Below are 18,485 nucleotides of genomic sequence, written 5' to 3' on the forward strand. Positions count from 1 at the left end.
GACTATCGGGCCGTTTTTCATTCCGGTAAAGTAGTGACATCATCATAGTAAGATGACCAACAGGATGCGCATGTCGAACGAGATGGTCGGTTCCCTCGGTACTTTCCTGAAAAGCCGTCGCACCGGGCTCGATCCCGCGACCTTCGGTCTGAGCGGACGCCGAAGAACGCCGGGACTGCGCCGGGAAGAGGTCGCGCAGCGCGCCAGCATCAGCCCGACCTGGTACACCTGGCTGGAGCAGGGGCGCGGCGGCGCGCCGTCGGCGGCGGTTCTGAACCGGATCGCCGGCGCGTTGATGCTGACCGAGTCCGAGCGCGAGCACCTGTTCCTACTGGGCCTCGGGCGGCCGCCCGACGTTCGCCGCAAACCGGTCGATGGCGTCAATCCGCGCCTCCAGCGTCTGCTCGATTCGCTGCGCACGAGTCCGGCGATCATCAAGACCGCGACCTGGGATGTGGTCGCCTGGAACCGGGCGGCCACCGTCGTGCTGACCGACTACGGCACGCTGCCCGCGGATCGGCGCAATGTTTTGCGTTTTCTGTTCTGCCACCCCGAGGTTCGCGCGCGGCAGCACGATTGGGAAGCGGTGGCGCGTTTCGTCGTGGGCACTTTCCGGGCCGATGCGGCACGCGCGGGCCTGAGTTCCGAGGCCGGCAACCTGGTGAGCGAACTTTGTTCCGCCAGCCCGGAGTTCGCGGCATTGTGGCAAGACAACGAGGTACTGCGTCCGGCCGACGGGGACGGCGTGAAGCGGCTGCGCCACCCCGAACTGGGTGCCATCGATCTGGAGTATTCGGCATTCGCCGTCGACGGTCGGCCGGATCTGGGTTTGATCGTCTATACGCCGCTGGACCCGGCGATCGCCGAACGAATCGGTGCGCTTGCCGAGCGTGCGCGACCCGCTCCGGCGCGGGCCCCGCTACCGTAGCGGCAGGATCTCGTGCACGATCGCGGGTGGCCGGCACAGGCGCACGCCCAATGGCGTGACGACGAATGGCCGGTTGATGAGGATCGGATCGCGCAGCATCGCGTCGAGCAAGGCGGCATCCTCCAGCGCGGGATCGTCCAGGCCGCCTGCCATGTAGCGCGGCTCCTTTTGCCGGATCGCGTCGCGCACCGACAGCCCCGCCCTGGCGATCATATCGGCGAGCACGGCACGTGACGGCGGGGTTTCAAGATACTCGACCACGCGAGGCGAGATTCCCGCACCGAGGAGCAGGGCCAGCGTGTCGCGCGAGTTGCCGCAGTTCGGATTGTGATAGATCGTCACTTCCATGAATGTCCTCGTAAAGCGCGGCGATCCGCGAAAAAGCGATCGAATGATTCATTGCGACGCATCGCGCAGGATCGGGAAATACTCGGTAATAACACCGTTGTTCAGTGAATTGCATCGATATTGCATTGATCATAATGCCACCATTCGAGATTCGCTCATGCCTGAACTGTGCATGACGGTGTCTCACCGGTAGGACGAACATGACCAGGAATCGATACATGTTGAACCACGATGGATTGCATTCGACGGCGGAACGCCGAGGCGCTGGCCGGTCCGTCCCCTCCTACACGGGTGAGACGAACGAACCTCATATCCGCGTCGTGGAAGCGCGCTTTCTGCGCGCGTGGCGTCAGTCCGTCACGATCGTCGGCGCCCGGTATTTCGGTAGCGGCAGGATCGCCGATCTGGCGAAGGCATCCAGCAAATGGGACCTCGTGCCGCGCCTGGCGACCATCCGTCACGGGGTCGGCACGCTGGAACGCACCGAGCAGATGTTTCTGTCGGCGCTGCTCTCGCTGTACAACCCGCACGAGGCGGTGCGGCTGCGCAAGCAGTGCGGCCTGTCGGATTTTCTCGATCTGAATCTTCTGGACCCGGTGCGGCGCGAACTGCTGTCGGAACTGCTGCTGAACAGCACGGGATGGTGAGCATGTCGATCGATGCGATGGCGATGAAAATGAGCCGGCATGTGGAGCAGGCCAACCGGGCGCTCGACGCGCTCCATGGTGAACTGAGTCTCGTCAGCTTCGGCGGCGACGCGCGCAGCGTCGAACACGCGAACCGCTGGATCGCGCGGATCATCGATTCGGGCGTGGATCGCCATCCCGGCAATCCCGTGATCCGGCATATCGCCGAGGACCTGAAGCGCGACTACCTGCGAAAAATCACCGCCTGGTCGGCCATGCTGCGGCGGCGGCCGGACGCCGATTGAGCGCCGATTGAGCGCCCGCTGCGCGTTGCATGCGCGTTCCGGGCACCCTGCAGGGGCCTGGAGAAACGATCCCGACGCCGCGTTATCTCGAATTATCCGATGCATAGCACGATTGCTTGTTTGCGCCGGTACCCTGGCATTCCTAGAATGGCCTTTGGCCTCTCTGGATGTCTTTCATGCAATCGTCTCCCGCAGTTGCCCCCGCCGCTGGCGTGCGTCCCGCCGGGGACCGCCATCTTCGCGCCCCCACACTCGATATTCGACCGCTGGACGGCGCGCTTGGCGCCGAGGTGTTCGGCTTGCGTCTCGATCGGGATCTGCATGCGGACGATTTCGCGCGGCTGCACCGCGCGCATCTCGATCACCATCTGTTGATCTTCCGGGATCTGGACATCACCCCCGAGCAGCAGATCGCATTCAGCCGGCGCTTCGGCCCGTTGCAGATCCATGTACTGCACCAGTTCCATCTCGCCGGTCATCCCGAAATTCTGATCGTGTCGAATATCGTGGAGAACGGCGCGCCCATCGGGCTGGGCGATGCGGGCCACTTCTGGCATTCGGACCTGTCGTACAAGGAAAACCCCAGCCTGGGATCGATGCTGTATGCGCGGGAGCTGCCGGCCGACGGCGGCGACACGCTCTTCGCGAACCAGCATCTGGCATGGGATACGCTGCCCGCGGACCTGCGCAAGGCAATAGAAGGCCGGCGCGCGGAGCATACCTATCTGGCGCGCTACGCCGAGTTGCAGGCGCGCAGCCCGTGGCGCCCGAACCTGAGCGAGGCGCAGCGGGCACAGGTGCTGCCCGTCGAACATCCGATCGTGCGCGTGCACCCCGAGAACGGCCGCCGCGCCCTGTTCGTCAGCGAGCATTTCACGACCCGTATCGTCGGCCTGCCCGAGGACGAAAGCCGTGCGATCCTCGATGCGCTGTTCGCGCACAGCGTGCAGCCGGCGTTCCAGTACCGCCATGTCTGGCGGGCAGGCGACATGGTTTTCTGGGACAACCGCTCGCTGCAGCATCTCGCGGCCGGCTGCCCGGAATCGCAGCGGCGGCGTCTGCACCGCACGACGATCGAGGGCGACGCGCCTTTTTGATCACCGCAACAGCAGCAGTCGCGGCACCGCATCCGCGGCGCACCAGATCAACGCATTCTGTTCATACCGCAGACCCAGGTGGATCGCGGTGTCGCGGTCCGGTCCGAGGATCAGGAAGCTGGGCTCCCCGGGCCAGTCGCTCGTCGGATGCTGACCGATCCCGTCGATCGCGGGGAACCGCATCCGGCGCAATGTGTCCGCGAGGAGCGTCTGCCGTCGCCGGTTGCATTCGGAATCCTGGATGCGGCCCAGGGGGTTGCACGCCGTGAGGAAGACGCTCGACGCGACGCCATAGGCTGCATGCAGACCGCGCAGCGCCGCGCTCGCGCAATCGACGCGCAGCACCAGCGGCGGTACGGACGCGACGCGGTAGTCGCTTTCACGGTAGGCCTGCACGGTGTCCGCCGGTATCCGCGAAGAAGACGGCATGGGCGGCCCGTCGCTCACACCCCGGCGCCGGCAACCGGCATGTCGGTATCGCGATCGATGGCCGCATCGGGCGCATCCGCATCCGTCCATTCGTCGCCGAAGAGTTCCGGTTTCGCGAAAGCCTGCAACGCCGCGTAGTGGTGCTCGCGGTCATCACGAAACAGGCTCGCGATGATGCCCTGGGCCATGCGCTGCGCCCCGATGCTGACCGCGGGAATGTCGCCGGAAAGCTTGCCCTGGCTCGCCAGCGCGGAATAGTTGAACAGGTGGATGCCTTCCAGGCCCGGGCAGCTTCCCGGCACCTTTTCCAGACATTCGAACGCCGGGCCAAGGTAAGGCGACCGCGCCAGTTCGCCGTTCTCTCCCTCCCGCGATGCGTCGAAGACGTCTTCCCAAAGCCGGATCGCGTCCACCACCGGGGCGAGTTCGCCGCGCGCGCGCAAGTCGGTCCGGAAGCCCGTCCCGAAAATCAGGAAATCGACCGGGTATTCGCCGCGTGGCGTCCTGACCAGTAGGTGCGATGCCTCATCGACGATGGTTTCGACCGGACTGCCGAGATGGAAATAGGCGTTCGCGTGACGCGAGACCCGCAAGGTGCTGCCGCGCGGCGGCGGCGTCTGCGACGACATCGCGTAGTGATTGATGCGCCATTTCCAGTCGTCGGACAGCAAGGCGAAACCGTGCGCGAAACCGGGACTGGAGACGCCGGTGAGTTTGTTGATGCGCGGCAGATCGCGACGCCGCACGAACAGGTCGACGCGCGCGGCGCCGGCCTCGAGCGCGGCGGCGGCATTGTCCATCGCCGAAGCGCCCGCGCCCACCACCGCGACGCGACGCCCCGCGAGGGCGGCGAAATCGATGTCGTCGGCCGAGTGCGCCCAGCGCGTGCGCGTCAACTGCCGCGCGATCGCCGGCACCTGCGGCTGTCCGCCGCCGTCGCGGCCGGTGGCGAGCACCACGTGCCGCGCCCAGGCGCGTTGCTCCGCGCCACGCGCATCCGCCAGCGTCACTTCGAGCAGGCCGTCCAGCGGCCGGACACGCACCACCCGTATCTCGTTTTCCACCGCCAGGCCCAGCGCGCGACGGTACCAGATCAGATAGTCCATCCATTGCGTACGCGGGATCTTGTCGAGCGCGGCCCAGGCGTCCGCGCCGAACTGCGATTCGAACCACGCGCGAAAGGTCAGCGCGGGCAGGCCCAGCGCAGGTCCCGTCAGTTCCTTCGGCGAGCGCAGGGTTTCCATGCGGGCGAAGGTCACCCAGGGGCCCTCCGTCCCCGCCGGTGCCCGGTCGACGATGCGCAGATTGTCGATGCCCAGCAATTTCAATGCCCCGGCGGCCGCGAGCCCGCACATGCCGGCGCCGACGATCAGCACGTCGCTGACCGCCTCGCCCCGGTGCGTGCGGCGCGGCGACCACGCCGGCGCGGGCAGCGCCAGCCACTTCAGATCCTGCGCGAGGCGCGCTTCGAGCGCCGCCAGCGAAGCCGGCGGCGGCGCGGACGCGGGCGATGTCGCGAACGCTGCCGGCGAAGGTGTCACAGGTGGCGTCAAAGCCGCTGCCGGCGAAGGTGTCAGCCCCTCATCAGTCATGCGGCGCTCCGCTGGCGGGCGACGTGGGCGCGGAATCGACGGGCGGCACGGGAGCCGCCGCGGCGTCGGCCGACACGGGATCGGAACCGGCTGCCGGCGCGGGGGCGCCAAGCGTCTGCATCAGGCGGTTCGCCCAGCCGAAAATCGCGACGACATGCGAGAAATCGACGATCTCGTCGTCGCGCATGCCCAGCGCGCGCAGGCGGGCGACATCGCCTTGGTCGAAGGCCCCGGCTTCGAGCGTCAGCCGCCGCGCATAGCGCAGCAGTTCCTGTTCGCGCGCATCGGCGCCCCCGGTGAAGGGGTCCGCGAAAACGCGCTCGACCAGATCGCCGTTGCGCGTCAACTGGTTGAGCCGCTGCGCATGCACCGAGGCGCAGTACGGGCAACCGTTGAGCATCGATACCACCAAAGCGGCCAGTTCGCGGTCCGCGCGGGCGAGTCCGCCCGGCGCATACATGATCGCGTTGTACGCGCTGCTGCGCTGCCGCAATACGTCCGGGTTGTGGACCAGCGTCAGGTAGTAGGGCGAAGTCCGGGCCGTGGGGCCGCTTTCGTCCAGCACCGCGTTCTGTTCCGGCGTCGCCCGGGCGGCCTCCACCGGCGCGAGCCAGGACTGCCAGTCGAGCGATGCGGAAGTGAAACCGCGGAACCGCTTGAACGAGGCGAGATCCACGTCGGCGTCGTCGCTGTTGGTATTGCCGCCGCCGTCCACGGCGTCGGCATCGATGCCCAGCAGCGCGCGCGCCGCGCAGATCACACGCGCCTGAAACGCCACGTAACCGATCAACTGCGACAGGGTCACGATATCGCGCTCGGACAAGCCCGCGGCGCGTAGCGACGCCAGCGAACCCGGCCCGGCTTCCTCCGGCGCGAGCGCGACGCGCCGCGCATGGGCCAGGGCAGCCTGCCGCAGGGGAGTCTGCGCCGCAATGCCCGCATCCGGTGCCGCTCCCGCGGCATAGAAAGCCGCAAGCGCGGGTTCGGGTGTCAAATGCGCCACCAGCGCGGCACAGGCACGGCGCGTATCCAGATCGAGGCTACCGCCGTCATCCTGAAACAGCGCGTCGAACGCGCCCTGCACTGCCGCCACGATCTTCGGGCGATGTTGCCGCAGTGCCGCGGCCGCCAGCGGATTCGCCGGATCGACGATCCGATCGATGACGTCGCCCGGGGTTTCCGGGCTCCATGGTCGGTTCAAGCTGAAACTCCTTGTGACTTTGTCGGACAGGCGCGCATACCCACGCCTTTCGTGCCTTTCGTGCCTTTCGTGCCTATGGCGCTTTTCCGTGTTTCCGAAGCGTCGCCGGGTCGACCGCGTCGACGGCATCGCCCGCGTCGAACGCGACGCGCGGCTCGCGCTTCATGCAGACGACCGCGACGAAGCCGATCGACAACCCGATCATTACATAGAACACGGGTGCCAGCGGCGAGCCGGTCAGCTTGAGCAGCCAGGTCACGAAGAACTGCGCGAAGCCGCCGAAAATCAGCACCGCCACGTTGTTGACGATCGACAACGATGTGGAACGCACGCGCACCGGGAACATCTCCGCAAGCGTCGTGCAATAGACCCCGAGAAAGAAAGCGCTGAAAACGCCCGCGATCACCTGGGTCACGAGCAGACGCCCGATCGACGGTTCGGACGTGACCCATGAATACAGGGGATACAAGGTGACGAGATAGGCGCCGAGCGACCAGAGCAGCAGGTTCTTCCGGTCGTGCCGGTCCGCCGCCGCGCCGGCGATCGGCACGACGATCAGCATGACGATGGCGGCGAGCATCTGCACCATGAAACTCTGCATCAACGGCAGCTTGAGGACCTGTTTCGCATACGTGACCGTATAGCCGAAGGTCACGTAGAAGGACACGGCGCTCGCGACCACCATACCCATGCCCACCAGGTATTTTCCGCCGGGCTGCTTCAGATCCGCGGCGAAACCCTGCGCGCGCGCGGCCGCCTGCCGCGCGGCGTGCAGGAAGGCTTCCGACTCCAGCACGCTGCGCCGCAGATAGAGCGCGATCGGCACGATGATCAGACCCACCGCGAACGGTATCCGCCAGGCGCCGGCGGCCTGCTGCGCGGGCGTGAAGCACTGCGTGACCACCATGCCCATCGCCGCGCCCAGCACGTTCGCCATCAGCTGCCCGCTGATCTGCCAGGAACCGAAGAAGCCGGTGCGCTCCCGTGGCGCCATCTCGATCAGAAACGCGGTGGACGTGCCGAATTCGCCGCCGACCGAGAACCCCTGTAGCAATCGCGCGATCAGGACGACCAGCGGCGCGACCACCCCTGCGTGCCGGTAAGTGGGCGCGAACGTCATCAGCAGTATCGATAGGGCCATCAACGCCATGCCGAGCGTCATTGCCGCCTTGCGGCCCCGGCGGTCGCCGTACAAGCCCAGCAACACGCCGCCCACCGGGCGCATGAAAAAACCGGCGCCGAACAGCGCGGTGGTCAGGAGGATCGCGTTCAGTTCGCTGCCCGGTATCGCCGCGTCGACCGGAAAAAACAGTTTGCTGATGATCGGCGTCATGATGGCGAATACGGTGAAGTCGTACCACTCCATCGCGTTGCCCAGCACCGCGGCGGCGATGCCGCGCCGGGCGTTCGAGGTGACAAGCATGCGTTCCAGTTTCCTTCGCGACGGTGTCGCTTTGATGATGCGTCGCCGCGCCGGGCGTGCCGCCGGCGCATTCGGCCGGCACCGACACGCGCGGCGCGATCCACGGACGATAGTGTACCTTCGCGACGCGGGCAGCAGGCAGGGCGCGCGGAACAGCCTTTGACGCGCCCATTGTTTGCAGGTACTGTACGTCTGTACAGCATATCGCGACCTGCATATACCCTATCCGGGGGTTCTTGTAAAGTCTCGTCGGCGACGATGTTGCCTTTCTCCCGAAGACCGTTCGTTGCCGCATAATGGCGGTCTCCGCATGTCTTTCCCGCCGGATGGGAGTTTTGCAAGGGCAGTCTGCCGCGCATGCCGGGTGCATGCGATATGGCGTACCCGTTAGTTGCGCTTCGCGAAGGCGTTTAGGAAAATCCGTCATGACCCTGAAGATCGGCGCTACCGGCGCAATGTCCTTGCTCTCCGAGCACCCCTCCGAGAATACCCCGCCCTGCCGCCAGGTTCGGTTGCAAACGTCGCGTGACGGCAAAACCATCATCATGGTCGACCTGGACCAGCGCAAGCCGGGCGTGATGCGGGCCGTCTGCTACGAAATCACGCCGGCGGAACTGATCGCGGCCATTCGCGCGCACGGGGCGGAGTTGTCGCAAACCAGCGACGAAGCCGTCGCCGCGATCGAATCCATGCAAAAATCCGGGCCGGCGAGCGACGGGCCGGAATGTGAAGCTTCCACGACCGCTCTGGGCTGAATCCTTCTCGCCATGCGGGCTCGTGAAAGTACCTGCACCCTCCGACAAGAACCGCCACCGCGCAGGGCCAGCCCTTTCATCCATCCATTCGCATAGCGAACGATTCGTCGTCATGCCGGCGACCGTCGCCGGTGACCGGCACGCGGCTCCGCGTTCCGGGATCGATGCCGCGTCAGCACCGCTCCCGGGGCCCCGACGGCACGCTCCAAAGTGAGATATCTTGAACCGCGGGGGTTCCGCATGCGCCGAAGGGCGCCGCGCGGGGCATGCGGAAACAGGGAACGACGAAAAAGATCCGCTCGCCCAGCCCCGTATCGATCGATATTCTTGGAGGAAGACATGTCATCACTTCATAGGAAGCGCCGCCGCGACATACTGCGGGCGATCGGCGCCGCCTCGGCGCTGGCGCTCGCCGGAACGCGAGCCGCTCGCGCGCAGGACGCGCAGGGGGGATCCATCCGGCACCCCGCCCAGGATACCCTCCCACCCAAAGGAGACGACATCACGGGGCAACTGGCGCGTTACATGGTTTCGGCGGGGAGCACTCCGCTTCCCGATGCCGTGGCGCTGGCATGCAAGCACCGCATTCTCGATACGTTCGGCGCAATGGTGTCGGGCAGCCGCATGCGCCCCGGAATGGAAGCGACCCGGTACGTGAAGTCCCTTGGCGGAACCGCGCAGGCGTCGGTCGTCGGCGCGGATTTCCGCACCACGACGATCAACGCGGCGCTGGCCAATGCCATGTGCGCGCATTCCGATGAAACGGACGATTTCGAGCCGGTCACCAAGGCGCACCCGGGAAGCTCGGTGGTGCCGTCGGCGTTGGCGATGGGAGAAATGTCGGGCAGCAGCGGTGATGCCATGATGCGATCGGTCGCGCTGGGATACGACATGGCCTGCCGCCTGCTGATGGCGCTCGGCCCCGATCTGGTGCGCCACACGGGCCGCAGCGCCGAAGGCACCGCCTCCACCTTCGGCAGCGTGGGCGCCGCGGCACCGCTCGCCGGACTGGACGAAACCGGCATGCGCTATGCCATTTCCTATTCCTCGCAGCAGGTATCGGGTCTGTGGAGCTGGGTCAAGGACAAGGACCATATCGAAAAGGCCTTCGATTTCGCCGGCATGGGCGCGCGCAATGGACTGACCGCGGTATCGATGGTGCAGGCCGGCATGACGGGCGTATGGGATGTGCTGGACGGCACGAACAACCTTTTCATGGCCTTGTCCTCGCAACCCCAGCCGGAAGAAATGCTCGCGGGACTGGGAAAACGGTTTTACGTCGGCGAGACCGCCATCAAGACGTTCTCCGTCGGGTATCCGATTCAGTCGCCGCTGGATGCCTTCCTCACACTGCGCAAGCAATACGGGCTGAATCCCGATAATGTGCGTGCCATCCTGGTGAAGATTCCCAGCGACGCGATCGGCATCGTGGGCGAGAGCGCGATGCCCGACGTCAACTGCGCGCATCTCGTCGCGCTCGCGCTGGTGAAAGGCGCCGTATCGTTCGTGGACAGCCACGACGTGGCGCTGATGCACGATGCCACGATCGAGCGGCAGCGTGCCAAGGTCGCCGTCGTGGCGGACGCGGCACTGATGAATCCCGCCGCGCCGCGGGGCAGCATCGTCGAAGTGACCCTGAACGATGGCCGCAAGGTCTCGCATTTCACGAAGTACCCTCCCGGCACCAAGGAAAATCCCCTGGACACGCAGGCCGTCAACGAGAAGTCCCGGGATCTGATGGCTCCCGTGCTGGGAAAGGAGAAGACCGATAGATTGATCGCCGCCATCAATCGGCTTGAAACCGTTCGCGATGTACGGACACTGCGGCCCCTGTTCACCGCATGACGTACCCCGACGCACGCCGAGAAACCCCCTACGACAATCCGCCGCGTGCGAACGGCCTTTTGCGGGCGAGGTGCGATCCCGCCTTCATTGCACGACATGGAACGGCGATTGCTTGCCTACCTGGTAGTTCAACCAAATAAAAACCCAGGAGCACACCATGTCGCATATCCGCATCATTGCCTCATCCCTCGCCGCGCTCGCGCTGCTTGGCGCATCCGTCGCGGCGGTAGCGCAAAGCACCGCGACGACGACGCCCGAGCATGGCACGGGGGACCCTTCCGCGATGGGGACGAACACGAACGGCACGACGATGAGCGGCAGTTCGTCCATGACGAAATCATCCACCGGCCGGATGAAAAGCAAGAATAGCGGTTCGAAGAGCGTGGGCGGCAGCATGTCGAAAACCGGCACGGACGCAGCGACCGGCGGTTCCGGCAGTGGCTCGGGCGGTGGCGCCGGCACCAAATAACGCTACGGGGGCGTTGCCCGCGAGGGCCGCCCCTGACCGGCCCGCAAGGCAACGATGCTATCCGGCACCCGTCATCTCACGAACGTGATGCTGACGGGATGGGGTATCGCGACGGACCGCCCGGTGTCGGTGATCCGGCCCGAAGCGGGATCGATGCCGAACACATTCATGGTGTTGCTGCGCTGGTTCGCAACGAGCATCCATTTTCCCGACGAATCGATCTCGAAATCCCACGGCCGCTCGCCGCCGGAAGGCACGCGCTGAACGAACGAAAGCGTTCCCGAGCCAGGATCGACGCGATACGCCACGAGCGTGCTCTCGCCACGGTCCGCGACATACACGAAACGTCCGTCGTGACCGACCGCCACTTCGGCGCCGCTTTTCGGTCCCTTGAATTCCCCGCTGCTGATCGGCAGCGACTGCACCGGCGTCAATCGCCCCTGCGCTGCATCCCAGCGCAGAACGAACACCTGGGCGGTGAGTTCCGTCAGCAAATAGACGAAGACGCCATTCGTGCCGAACGCAAGGTGGCGAGGGCCGCTCCCCGGCGGTGCGGTGAAGGATCCGGCGGGATCGTCCCGGCTCGATGACAATGTGCGCGTGGCACGATCGAACGGATAGATGAACACGCGATCCGCGCCCAGATCGGGCACCAGCGCATAGTGGCCCGACGGGTCGATGGCGACGCTATGCGCATGCGCGCTCTGCTGCCGCTTGTTCGGCCCCGAACCCGTCTCCGTGACGGTGGAGATGCGCAAGCCCACGCTGCCGTCGCCGTTCACACGGTAACTCGACACGGACCCGCTGCCGTAATTCGTCGCGAGCAGCGTCATCGACGGCTTGTCGAACCACAGGTAGGTAGTGCCCTTGGCGCGCGTCGCTTGCGCGTTCAACCCAGCAAGCGCGCCGGACCGGCGATTCACCGCGAACGCGGTGATGCTCCCTTCGCTCGCCGTGTGGTCGTCGACCGAATACACCACGGGCAACGAGGGATGCGTGACCAGCCAGGTGGACGACAGTCCGTTTTCGACCGGGCCGATCGTCGTGAGTGTCCCGGTGGCGGCATCGAAGCGCAGCGCCCGGATATCCTGTTCCTGCGTACCGACATACGTGAGTTCCGCGCTTGTTGTTCCTGGCACGTCGACGGGCTTGCCCGGCTTCGCATCCGTTCCGACCGACCAAGGCAAGGCGATGATTGCCAAAACGGCGCCACACCACGTCGCCCTGTTCCTGCGCAGACCCTGCATCATAGTGGTTCGATTGAAAGACCCGATGGTTCGTTGCCATCGACGATGGCAACCACCCGGTCAAGCGTATTCGATTCACGCGCCTGCGTCCCTGCACAAAAATCGGGTTCCCTGGCATTTTTCCATCCGGACCCGGCTACTGAGGCAGCGTTTTCCGCTGCGACGATTGACGCGTGATGACCCGGAACTGGCTCGGCGCCTGACCCACTTCCTTGCGGAAGAACCGCGTGAAGTACGCGGCATCCGCGAAGCCCAGCCAGAATGCCACCTGCTCAACCGACAGGTCGCCAAAGATCAGGTGGCGCTTCGCCTCGGTGATGATGCGCGCATGAATCATCTTGGTGGGGCTTTGCTCCGCGGCCGATGCGCATGCCGCGCGCAGTTGCACCAGCGACACCGCCAACATGGAGGCATAGTCCTGCAAGGGCAGGCTTTCCCGGTAATGCAGATCGATCAGTTTGCGAAACCGGTCCACCAGGCAAATATCGTTGCGGGTGGAATTCTCGTGCCCGGGCGTCTCCAGGCTCGCCTGGCGGACCAGCATGAGCAGCAACGTCGTCAGCAACGCTTCCGTTCCCGCCACCCGGCCCACCGCATCCGATTCGAGTTCCTGTTTGAGCTTGCCGACGAGACTATAGAATTCCATGCCGGCATCGGCGGAGCAGGACAGCGGAATGATACGCGGCAGCGCCCAGAATGAAATGAATTCATTCAGCTTGGCATTGACCTGCATCAAATAGGATTGCTCGATGGTCACCACCCACCTGTCCACATCGAGTTCGTAATCCAGCCCGTGCACGCAGTCGGTGGGCAACACCAGAGCGCAGGGACCCTTGAACGGCACCCTGCTTCCCTCCAGATTCATGACGCCCTCTCCGTTGCGGATGAAGATCACCTGCCCATACGCCGGATGCGCGTGCGGCTCGGTGCGCCAGCGACCGCGATCGGTGACATGCCCCACGTGCACCAACCAGTTATCCTCTTCCGGCCGGTCGACATACAAACGCACCTTGGGAACGCTCATGAACTTCGCTTTGCCGTTCCATCCGGGATGGTACTTTGCCATGACACTGTGTGTCATAAAGTCTCCTTCGCATTCTGGTCGATTGGGCAACGGTGTCTCGACACCGCGATCGGCATGGCATGCGCTTGATTGGAATAGATCGATCCCCTGCCCCCGCGCGGCGGCGGCGGGATGGCGGGGGAAGAGAGGTCGCGTGACATCGCAGGGTTTCCACGCGCCACCTTCGTGTGGTGGGGGGCGGAGCGGGCACAGGTCGCGGCGCGGTGCCGGGACGCGCGGAGCACGCGGGACGAGGTAGGGCATCGCCTCGCGACGGGGGAGACGCGAAGCGGCGGCGTCAGCAATGGCAACAACGGTTCGATGCTCGGCATGCGTCTTCTTCGGTCAACCGGCCTTTCATCGGCGACCAGTGGCCAATGGCAAGCGACAGAACACAGCCCGCATTTTTCCACATATTGGCGCGCAGCGCGACCTGCGATTTACCCGAACGTCGCGACTGCGCGCTTCCGGACATTCATCCGGACCATCGGAACCCAGACCATCAGAACCGATGCAGCATGCCTACCATGATGGCGCGCGCGTCGGCACCCGGGGCGACGGGTATACCCGTATAGGCTGTACCGTTGATGGCGAATTGCGCACGGTTCCGGTTCTGCAGGAAGCTCGTCGAACCATACACGGTCACTGCCTTGGACACGAAATACTCGTACGTCAGGCCCACTTGTTGCGCATTGTTGCCGTTGCCCGTCTTGTCATGCGCGTAGCCATACATCAGGGACAGTTTATTGGCGACGTTGAAATCATAGGAACCCGATACTTCGTAGACGTCGCGCTTGTCGGTGTTGTCCGTTTGCCGTTCCGTGTGATATGCCAGAAAAAACCGCGCGGCCCCCACGCCCAGCGACGTCGCCGCACTGAATATCTTCAGCATCGAGGTGCCTGTGGCGTTCGCCGCCTGTTCATATCCGGCCGCGGCACGAAACGGCCCCGTTGCGTAATGGATCACCCCGTTGTAGAACTGCAAGCCATTCGAAGGCTTGGTCGTCGAATCGCGCGCCGCGATCATGAACTGCCCGGTGAAACCGTAAAGCGTCGGCGAAAGATAGGAAATCGCGTTATTGACCCGTACGGTGAGGCTGTTCAAGCTGTTCATCGGCGATCCGACCGTCATGACCGACACCGGATCCAGTTCCGGATTGAGGTAGGCGTATTGCAGCGTATTCTGCAATCCGACGCGCACCTCGCCGAATCCTCCGGATACGCCCACCCACGCCTGACGGCTGAATGCAGCGGCGGAATTCGACGCCGCCCCGGTCGCACCCGAATAGCCTTGTTCCAACTGAAAGTTGACATGCAGTCCGTCGCCGATGTCTTCGCTGCCCTTCAAGCCGAACCGGCTCGCGAAACGTCCGCCGGATACCACCCGCACCACACTGCTGGCCCCCGCTTTCTGATATTCCACACCGTTATCGATCACGCCGTACAGCGTGACCGCCGACTGCGCGTGCGCCGTCTGAAATACACATGCCGCCACCACGCCAGACGCGAAACAGACCAGCTTTTTCATCTTGTCTCCAGATTTATGATTTTTTATTTGTATTTTTATTTGTAATACTAATTTAATCCCGCATACAACCATCCTTTTCAACAAGAATCACGCGCAGGAGGTCACCTCAGGAAGCATTGTCTCGACTGAAGCAGGATATTCGAGAAAAGAACGATCGTCCTTAGACAAAAACAGGATTCGCTTGGATTTTTATCGGCGCAATGCGCGATGCGGCATACCCGCGGATCGACCTGCCTCCGACCTGCCCCGAAACGGGCGTTCCGCCTTTGCCTCGCCGTTCGTAACCGGCGATAAGAGCGAGCGTTAACCCTTGATTTTGCGCAAAAATGCCAGCGAATCTGGTTTTTGTGTAATGGCAAGGGAATGTGCATCCCCTACGATCTCTTACCACCACAACGGCGCCCGGTGGCGGCGGCCTGTGGGGAGATACCGGCGGCAAGAAAAGAACCAAGAGTCGGAAAAACGACCACGCCCACTATACGATTGACATTCCACTCGGATGGAGACATGAAAGAGAAATCATCAGTTGTGCTGAAGCATATATTCGGAATGGCGGCATTGTGCTGTTTGATCGAACCGGTTTATGCGGACGAAGTGATCCCGCCCGTTCTCGCCGTGACCCCGACGACCCCCGCTACCCCGACCAGCCCGGCAACCTCCACGAGCGCAACGAATCCGGCACCCACGCCGACACCCGCGCCCACCCCCGACAAGACGGATCTGGGAAAGATCACCGGCGGCGACGCGCGGCCCGCGGTCTGGAACGATACGTATGTGGGCTTTCGCTACGGCACGGATTTTCATTTCCCCGGCGTGCCGGACAAGGTCGCGCTGCGAATCGGCTACCTCACGACCGTCGGCAGCTTCAAGTACGGCGGCTACGCCTTCACCGTCGACTATCTGGTGTCGAACGCCGCCAATCCCGAAGCCGGAACGTCGCACGCGAGCGCCACGGGCGGTGCGCAGGAGGTGTACAGCGTCGGACGGGTGGAATGGAGCGGCGAGAAGATTTTCGGCCATTCGCTGAGATTCGGCTTCATCCGCGATATCGGCTTCACCACCGGATATGAATTCGGTACCAAAAACGATGCATATGCCGAGGCCGCCCGCATGCTGGTGTTCGGACCGACCGTGGAATTCGCCGTTCCGCAAGGCTACTGGAATTTCACCGCCGGGGTGCGGACCGAGAGCAACCACAACGGCATCACGAATACCGACGTGAAATTCCACGCCGCCTGGCATCTTGAAAGCTCCTGGATGATACCGCTGCAGGCCGGACCGGTACCGCTGGTTTTCAAGGGTTTCGCGACCATGACCGGTCCCAAGGGCAAGGACGGCTTCGGCATCAACACCACGACGGAGTTCCTCACGCGGGTCTCGTTGCTCGCCGATGTCGGCGCCCTGGCACGGCGGCCGCGGGTACTCTATGTCGGTGTGGGATACGAATACTGGCACAATATGTATGGCACGCCGACATCGGAGACCGTCAATACCCGGACATCGGCGCCGATGGTCATGGCCGAAATCCACTTCTAGGCCCGGCACCGCGGTGTATAACGGGAACGGCCCCGGTGGTGCGCGGGGCCGTTCCTGCGGACTGCAAAACCGTATCGCACGCATTCCGCCGGCGGCACCACGCCGCCCGGCGGCGAATGCTCAGGGAGTCGGGATATAGAGCGGCATCGCTTCTTCCCACAAGGTGTCCGTGATCGCGTGCTGATCCGTTCCGTCGGCGTTCATGACCCAGTTCTGGCCGTCCGGCTGGAAACTGTTGTCGTACAGCGCGAGCTCATCCCGGAAACCATAGGTGCCCGAACTGTAGGCAAGACGGCCGTCCCAGGTCCAGACGGCATGCCCCTGATTCGAACCGTCGGTGGTCAAACGACGCACGTCCGTACCGTCCGGCCTGATCGTGAATACGTCGTAGTTGAATTTTTTCGGATCGGTCGGATCGATCTGCTTGCGGGTAAACACGATTCTCTGGCCGTCCGGAGACCATCCCGGCAGGTTGTCCGACTCCGTGGTCAGGATCGTCGTGTTCCGCGTTTCGAGATCGAGAATGCGCAGCCCCTGCACCTTTTCGCTCCACACGCGGTAGACGATTTTCTTGCCATCCGGCGAGTAGCTGGGAAAGCCGGCATTGATGCTGCCGTCGGTCAGGATTTCCGGATGGCCCTGCATGCTGCCATCGGCCTTGATCCGCATGATCCGGCCCGCGCCGGTGCCGCGCGTGAAGAACCACTGCCCCACGCCGAAGGCCACCCATTCGCGATCCGGCGACCAGGTCGGCTGGAACGCGCCCGCCAGCCCCTGTTTGATCATCGTCGGGTTCGCACCGCTGGTGGCCGGATCGTAGATCCGCTCATAGCCGGTGAAATCCGGGTTCATGATGGCGATGGACGAGTTTTTCGCCTTTTCCGTGTATACCAGTTTCTTGCGGTCCGGCGAGAGCTGCGGAAAGACGTCGATATACGTGTATCGCCAGGCGGGATCGAAGCTGAACAGCGCGGTGCCGTTCGCGCGCGCCGGCCGGAACGCCACCTTCTCGTACACCATCGCATTGCCATCCGACGAATAGCGCGGCGAGCGGATGCCCGTGTCGGCGGTCGGACGGAAAGCCCCCGCCGTGGTGTACAGACCCTCGGTGGCGCCGCCCTTGACATGATAGGCGACCGTGCTCGCGTTCAGGTATTGCGGAAACACCTTGAAACCGGGCGTGTCGGTCAATGTCGTCCTGGCGAGGTCGGACACCTTGACCGACACCAGTTGCGTGCTGACCTGATTGATCTTTTCCGGACGATGCGCACCCCAGGTCGACTCAACCGGCGTCTCGTAAAACACCACTTTCCTGCCATCCGGCGACCACGATGGCGAACCCTCGTCGAAGCCGGGGTGCGAGGCGATCCGCTTCCAGCCGGAGCCATCGGGCTTGATGATATAGATGCTGCATTCCTGCGTGCGTTCCCAGCCGACCGGCAGGTCGTGACCGCGCCAATCGGAACCCGTGTCGGAAGACAGCGCAAGCCACTTGCCGTCGGGCGACCAGGACGGTCTGAAATAGCTGTGCGGACGGGTGGGATCGAACTTGAGCGAACCCGTGACGTTCTTCAACGCGCCGGTCGCGACGTTCAGCGTCCAGATATTCGTCGTGCCGAATCCCGCCTGGCCCCGGCGCGATGAAACGAAGGCGATCAGGTTGGGGTTCGTCGGGGAAAAAACCGCGGCGTCGTCCACCGCGATGTGATCGGTCAGCCGTTGCAGGCCCGTGCCGTCCACCTTGACGCGATAAAGGTTCGACTCGCCCAGGCCGTCGCGCTCGGAGGTGAACAGGATCCACTGGCCGTCTTTCGAGAAAGAGGCGTGATAATCGAAGCCGGGCGTGGGGAGCAGTTTGTGTTCGCCGCTACCGTCCGCATTGGACACGTACAGCTCGGAGCTCACGGGACCGACACGGTTGAGCAACAGGGTGCCCCTGGACCCGTCGGTCACGGCGGGCGCATCGGCCGCGCCTGCGCCCATCGGGATACACATCCAGATACCCACCACGGCCAGGCAGGCGCCGCGCTTCCTGAACGATTCAGTCAAGCCCGTCATGCAATGTCTCCATTTATTATGCGTCGTCGAGCGAT

General features: G+C 64.1%; 17 protein-coding genes. 8 read left to right on the plus strand and 9 right to left on the minus strand.

All coding sequences use genetic code 11. The annotated features are described in order from the left end of the window. Nucleotides 1-70 precede the first annotated feature (70 nt). Entirely contained in the window at nt 71-928 is an 858-nt protein-coding gene (locus tag OVY01_RS02825; RefSeq protein ID WP_267845490.1) for a helix-turn-helix transcriptional regulator, read from the plus strand. Here OVY01_RS02825 and arsC read toward each other — a convergent pair. Beyond that, nucleotides 920-1,276 carry an arsenate reductase (glutaredoxin) gene (arsC, locus tag OVY01_RS02830; protein WP_349293482.1) on the minus strand — a complete coding sequence of 119 codons (357 nt, stop codon included), beginning with the start codon at nt 1,274-1,276 and terminating at the stop codon, nt 920-922. The two genes, OVY01_RS02825 and arsC, sit on opposite strands and share 9 nt — an antisense overlap. Before the next feature lie 218 nt (nt 1,277-1,494). Here arsC and OVY01_RS02835 point away from each other — a divergent pair, with 218 nt between their 5' ends. The 3 genes from OVY01_RS02835 to OVY01_RS02845 all read left to right on the plus strand — a co-directional run bounded on the left by OVY01_RS02835 (nt 1,495) and on the right by OVY01_RS02845 (nt 3,304). Next, the gene (locus OVY01_RS02835; RefSeq protein WP_267845492.1) at nt 1,495-1,923 is read left to right on the plus strand and encodes a hypothetical protein; all 429 of its coding nucleotides are present in this window, start codon (nt 1,495-1,497) and stop codon (nt 1,921-1,923) included. A gap of 2 nt (nt 1,924-1,925) precedes the next feature. Beyond that, the gene (locus OVY01_RS02840; RefSeq protein ID WP_267845493.1) at nt 1,926-2,207 is read left to right on the plus strand and encodes a hypothetical protein; all 282 of its coding nucleotides are present in this window, start codon (nt 1,926-1,928) and stop codon (nt 2,205-2,207) included. A gap of 176 nt (nt 2,208-2,383) precedes the next feature. Next, complete coding sequence (locus OVY01_RS02845; RefSeq protein WP_267845495.1) at nt 2,384-3,304, plus strand: TauD/TfdA dioxygenase family protein; 921 nt, start codon at nt 2,384-2,386, stop codon at nt 3,302-3,304. Here OVY01_RS02845 and OVY01_RS02850 read toward each other — a convergent pair whose 3' ends face one another. From OVY01_RS02850 to OVY01_RS02865, 4 genes are all read right to left on the minus strand, one after another. Further along, a complete protein-coding gene (locus tag OVY01_RS02850; RefSeq protein WP_267845497.1) occupies nt 3,305-3,733 on the minus strand; it encodes a DUF3293 domain-containing protein in 429 nt (142 codons plus the stop codon). It lies immediately after the preceding gene. A gap of 14 nt (nt 3,734-3,747) precedes the next feature. Continuing rightward, nucleotides 3,748-5,325 carry a flavin-containing monooxygenase gene (locus tag OVY01_RS02855; RefSeq protein WP_267845499.1) on the minus strand — a complete coding sequence of 526 codons (1,578 nt, stop codon included), beginning with the start codon at nt 5,323-5,325 and terminating at the stop codon, nt 3,748-3,750. Then, nucleotides 5,318-6,526 (minus strand): peroxidase-related enzyme, encoded by a 1,209-nt coding sequence (locus tag OVY01_RS02860; protein ID WP_267845501.1) that lies wholly within the window; start codon nt 6,524-6,526, stop codon nt 5,318-5,320. Before OVY01_RS02860 ends, OVY01_RS02855 begins: the two co-directional genes overlap by 8 nt. Nucleotides 6,527-6,599: 73 nt before the next feature. After that, nucleotides 6,600-7,949 (minus strand): MFS transporter, encoded by a 1,350-nt coding sequence (locus OVY01_RS02865; protein ID WP_267845502.1) that lies wholly within the window; start codon nt 7,947-7,949, stop codon nt 6,600-6,602. 425 nt (nt 7,950-8,374) lie between these two features. On the opposite strand from OVY01_RS02865, the gene OVY01_RS02870 reads away from it, so the two are divergent. The 3 genes from OVY01_RS02870 to OVY01_RS02880 all read left to right on the plus strand — a co-directional run bounded on the left by OVY01_RS02870 (nt 8,375) and on the right by OVY01_RS02880 (nt 11,018). Next, nucleotides 8,375-8,704, plus strand: coding sequence for a hypothetical protein (locus OVY01_RS02870; RefSeq protein ID WP_267845503.1), 330 nt, complete (start codon nt 8,375-8,377; stop codon nt 8,702-8,704). A 339-nt stretch (nt 8,705-9,043) separates the two neighbouring features. Next, a complete protein-coding gene (locus OVY01_RS02875) occupies nt 9,044-10,549 on the plus strand; it encodes an MmgE/PrpD family protein (protein ID WP_267845506.1) in 1,506 nt (501 codons plus the stop codon). A 157-nt stretch (nt 10,550-10,706) separates the two neighbouring features. Then, on the plus strand, nt 10,707-11,018 hold the full coding sequence (locus OVY01_RS02880; RefSeq protein ID WP_267845507.1) for a hypothetical protein: 312 nt from the start codon (nt 10,707-10,709) through the stop codon (nt 11,016-11,018). Between the two features lie 71 nt (nt 11,019-11,089). Here the strand turns inward: OVY01_RS02880 and OVY01_RS02885 are convergent, their stop codons facing one another. The 3 genes from OVY01_RS02885 to OVY01_RS02895 all read right to left on the minus strand — a co-directional run bounded on the left by OVY01_RS02885 (nt 11,090) and on the right by OVY01_RS02895 (nt 14,856). Next, nucleotides 11,090-12,205 carry a lactonase family protein gene (locus tag OVY01_RS02885; RefSeq protein ID WP_267845509.1) on the minus strand — a complete coding sequence of 372 codons (1,116 nt, stop codon included), beginning with the start codon at nt 12,203-12,205 and terminating at the stop codon, nt 11,090-11,092. Between the two features lie 196 nt (nt 12,206-12,401). Further along, nucleotides 12,402-13,592, minus strand: coding sequence for a helix-turn-helix domain-containing protein (locus OVY01_RS02890; protein ID WP_267845511.1), 1,191 nt, complete (start codon nt 13,590-13,592; stop codon nt 12,402-12,404). A 238-nt stretch (nt 13,593-13,830) separates the two neighbouring features. Then, the gene (locus OVY01_RS02895) at nt 13,831-14,856 is read right to left on the minus strand and encodes a porin (protein ID WP_267845513.1); all 1,026 of its coding nucleotides are present in this window, start codon (nt 14,854-14,856) and stop codon (nt 13,831-13,833) included. A 507-nt stretch (nt 14,857-15,363) separates the two neighbouring features. Here OVY01_RS02895 and OVY01_RS02900 point away from each other — a divergent pair. Next, a complete protein-coding gene (locus tag OVY01_RS02900; protein ID WP_267845514.1) occupies nt 15,364-16,392 on the plus strand; it encodes a hypothetical protein in 1,029 nt (342 codons plus the stop codon). A gap of 120 nt (nt 16,393-16,512) precedes the next feature. Here the strand turns inward: OVY01_RS02900 and OVY01_RS02905 are convergent, their stop codons facing one another. After that, nucleotides 16,513-18,450: a hypothetical protein gene (locus OVY01_RS02905; protein ID WP_267845515.1), complete on the minus strand. Its 1,938-nt coding sequence runs from the start codon at nt 18,448-18,450 to the stop codon at nt 16,513-16,515. Nucleotides 18,451-18,485 lie beyond the last annotated feature (35 nt).

This window comes from Robbsia betulipollinis (genome assembly GCF_026624755.1).
Classification (GTDB): Bacteria; Pseudomonadota; Gammaproteobacteria; order Burkholderiales; family Burkholderiaceae; genus Robbsia; species Robbsia betulipollinis.

Excerpts from the sequence above, each read along its gene's own strand:
- OVY01_RS02890 (WP_267845511.1), bottom strand. The coding sequence starts at position 13,592 with ATGCCCTACCTCGTCCCGCGTGCTCCGCGCGTCCCGGCACCGCGCCGC.
- OVY01_RS02855 (WP_267845499.1), bottom strand. The coding sequence starts at position 5,325 with ATGACTGATGAGGGGCTGACACCTTCGCCGGCAGCGGCTTTGACGCCA.
- OVY01_RS02900 (WP_267845514.1), top strand. The coding sequence starts at position 15,364 with ATGAAAGAGAAATCATCAGTTGTGCTGAAGCATATATTCGGAATGGCG.
- OVY01_RS02870 (WP_267845503.1), top strand. The coding sequence starts at position 8,375 with ATGACCCTGAAGATCGGCGCTACCGGCGCAATGTCCTTGCTCTCCGAG.
- OVY01_RS02895 (WP_267845513.1), bottom strand. The coding sequence starts at position 14,856 with ATGAAAAAGCTGGTCTGTTTCGCGTCTGGCGTGGTGGCGGCATGTGTA.
- OVY01_RS02905 (WP_267845515.1), bottom strand. The coding sequence starts at position 18,450 with ATGACGGGCTTGACTGAATCGTTCAGGAAGCGCGGCGCCTGCCTGGCC.
- arsC (WP_349293482.1), bottom strand. The coding sequence starts at position 1,276 with ATGGAAGTGACGATCTATCACAATCCGAACTGCGGCAACTCGCGCGAC.
- OVY01_RS02850 (WP_267845497.1), bottom strand. The coding sequence starts at position 3,733 with ATGCCGTCTTCTTCGCGGATACCGGCGGACACCGTGCAGGCCTACCGT.
- OVY01_RS02825 (WP_267845490.1), top strand. The coding sequence starts at position 71 with ATGTCGAACGAGATGGTCGGTTCCCTCGGTACTTTCCTGAAAAGCCGT.
- OVY01_RS02865 (WP_267845502.1), bottom strand. The coding sequence starts at position 7,949 with ATGCTTGTCACCTCGAACGCCCGGCGCGGCATCGCCGCCGCGGTGCTG.
- OVY01_RS02880 (WP_267845507.1), top strand. The coding sequence starts at position 10,707 with ATGTCGCATATCCGCATCATTGCCTCATCCCTCGCCGCGCTCGCGCTG.
- OVY01_RS02845 (WP_267845495.1), top strand. The coding sequence starts at position 2,384 with ATGCAATCGTCTCCCGCAGTTGCCCCCGCCGCTGGCGTGCGTCCCGCC.
- OVY01_RS02875 (WP_267845506.1), top strand. The coding sequence starts at position 9,044 with ATGTCATCACTTCATAGGAAGCGCCGCCGCGACATACTGCGGGCGATC.
- OVY01_RS02835 (WP_267845492.1), top strand. The coding sequence starts at position 1,495 with ATGTTGAACCACGATGGATTGCATTCGACGGCGGAACGCCGAGGCGCT.
- OVY01_RS02840 (WP_267845493.1), top strand. The coding sequence starts at position 1,926 with ATGTCGATCGATGCGATGGCGATGAAAATGAGCCGGCATGTGGAGCAG.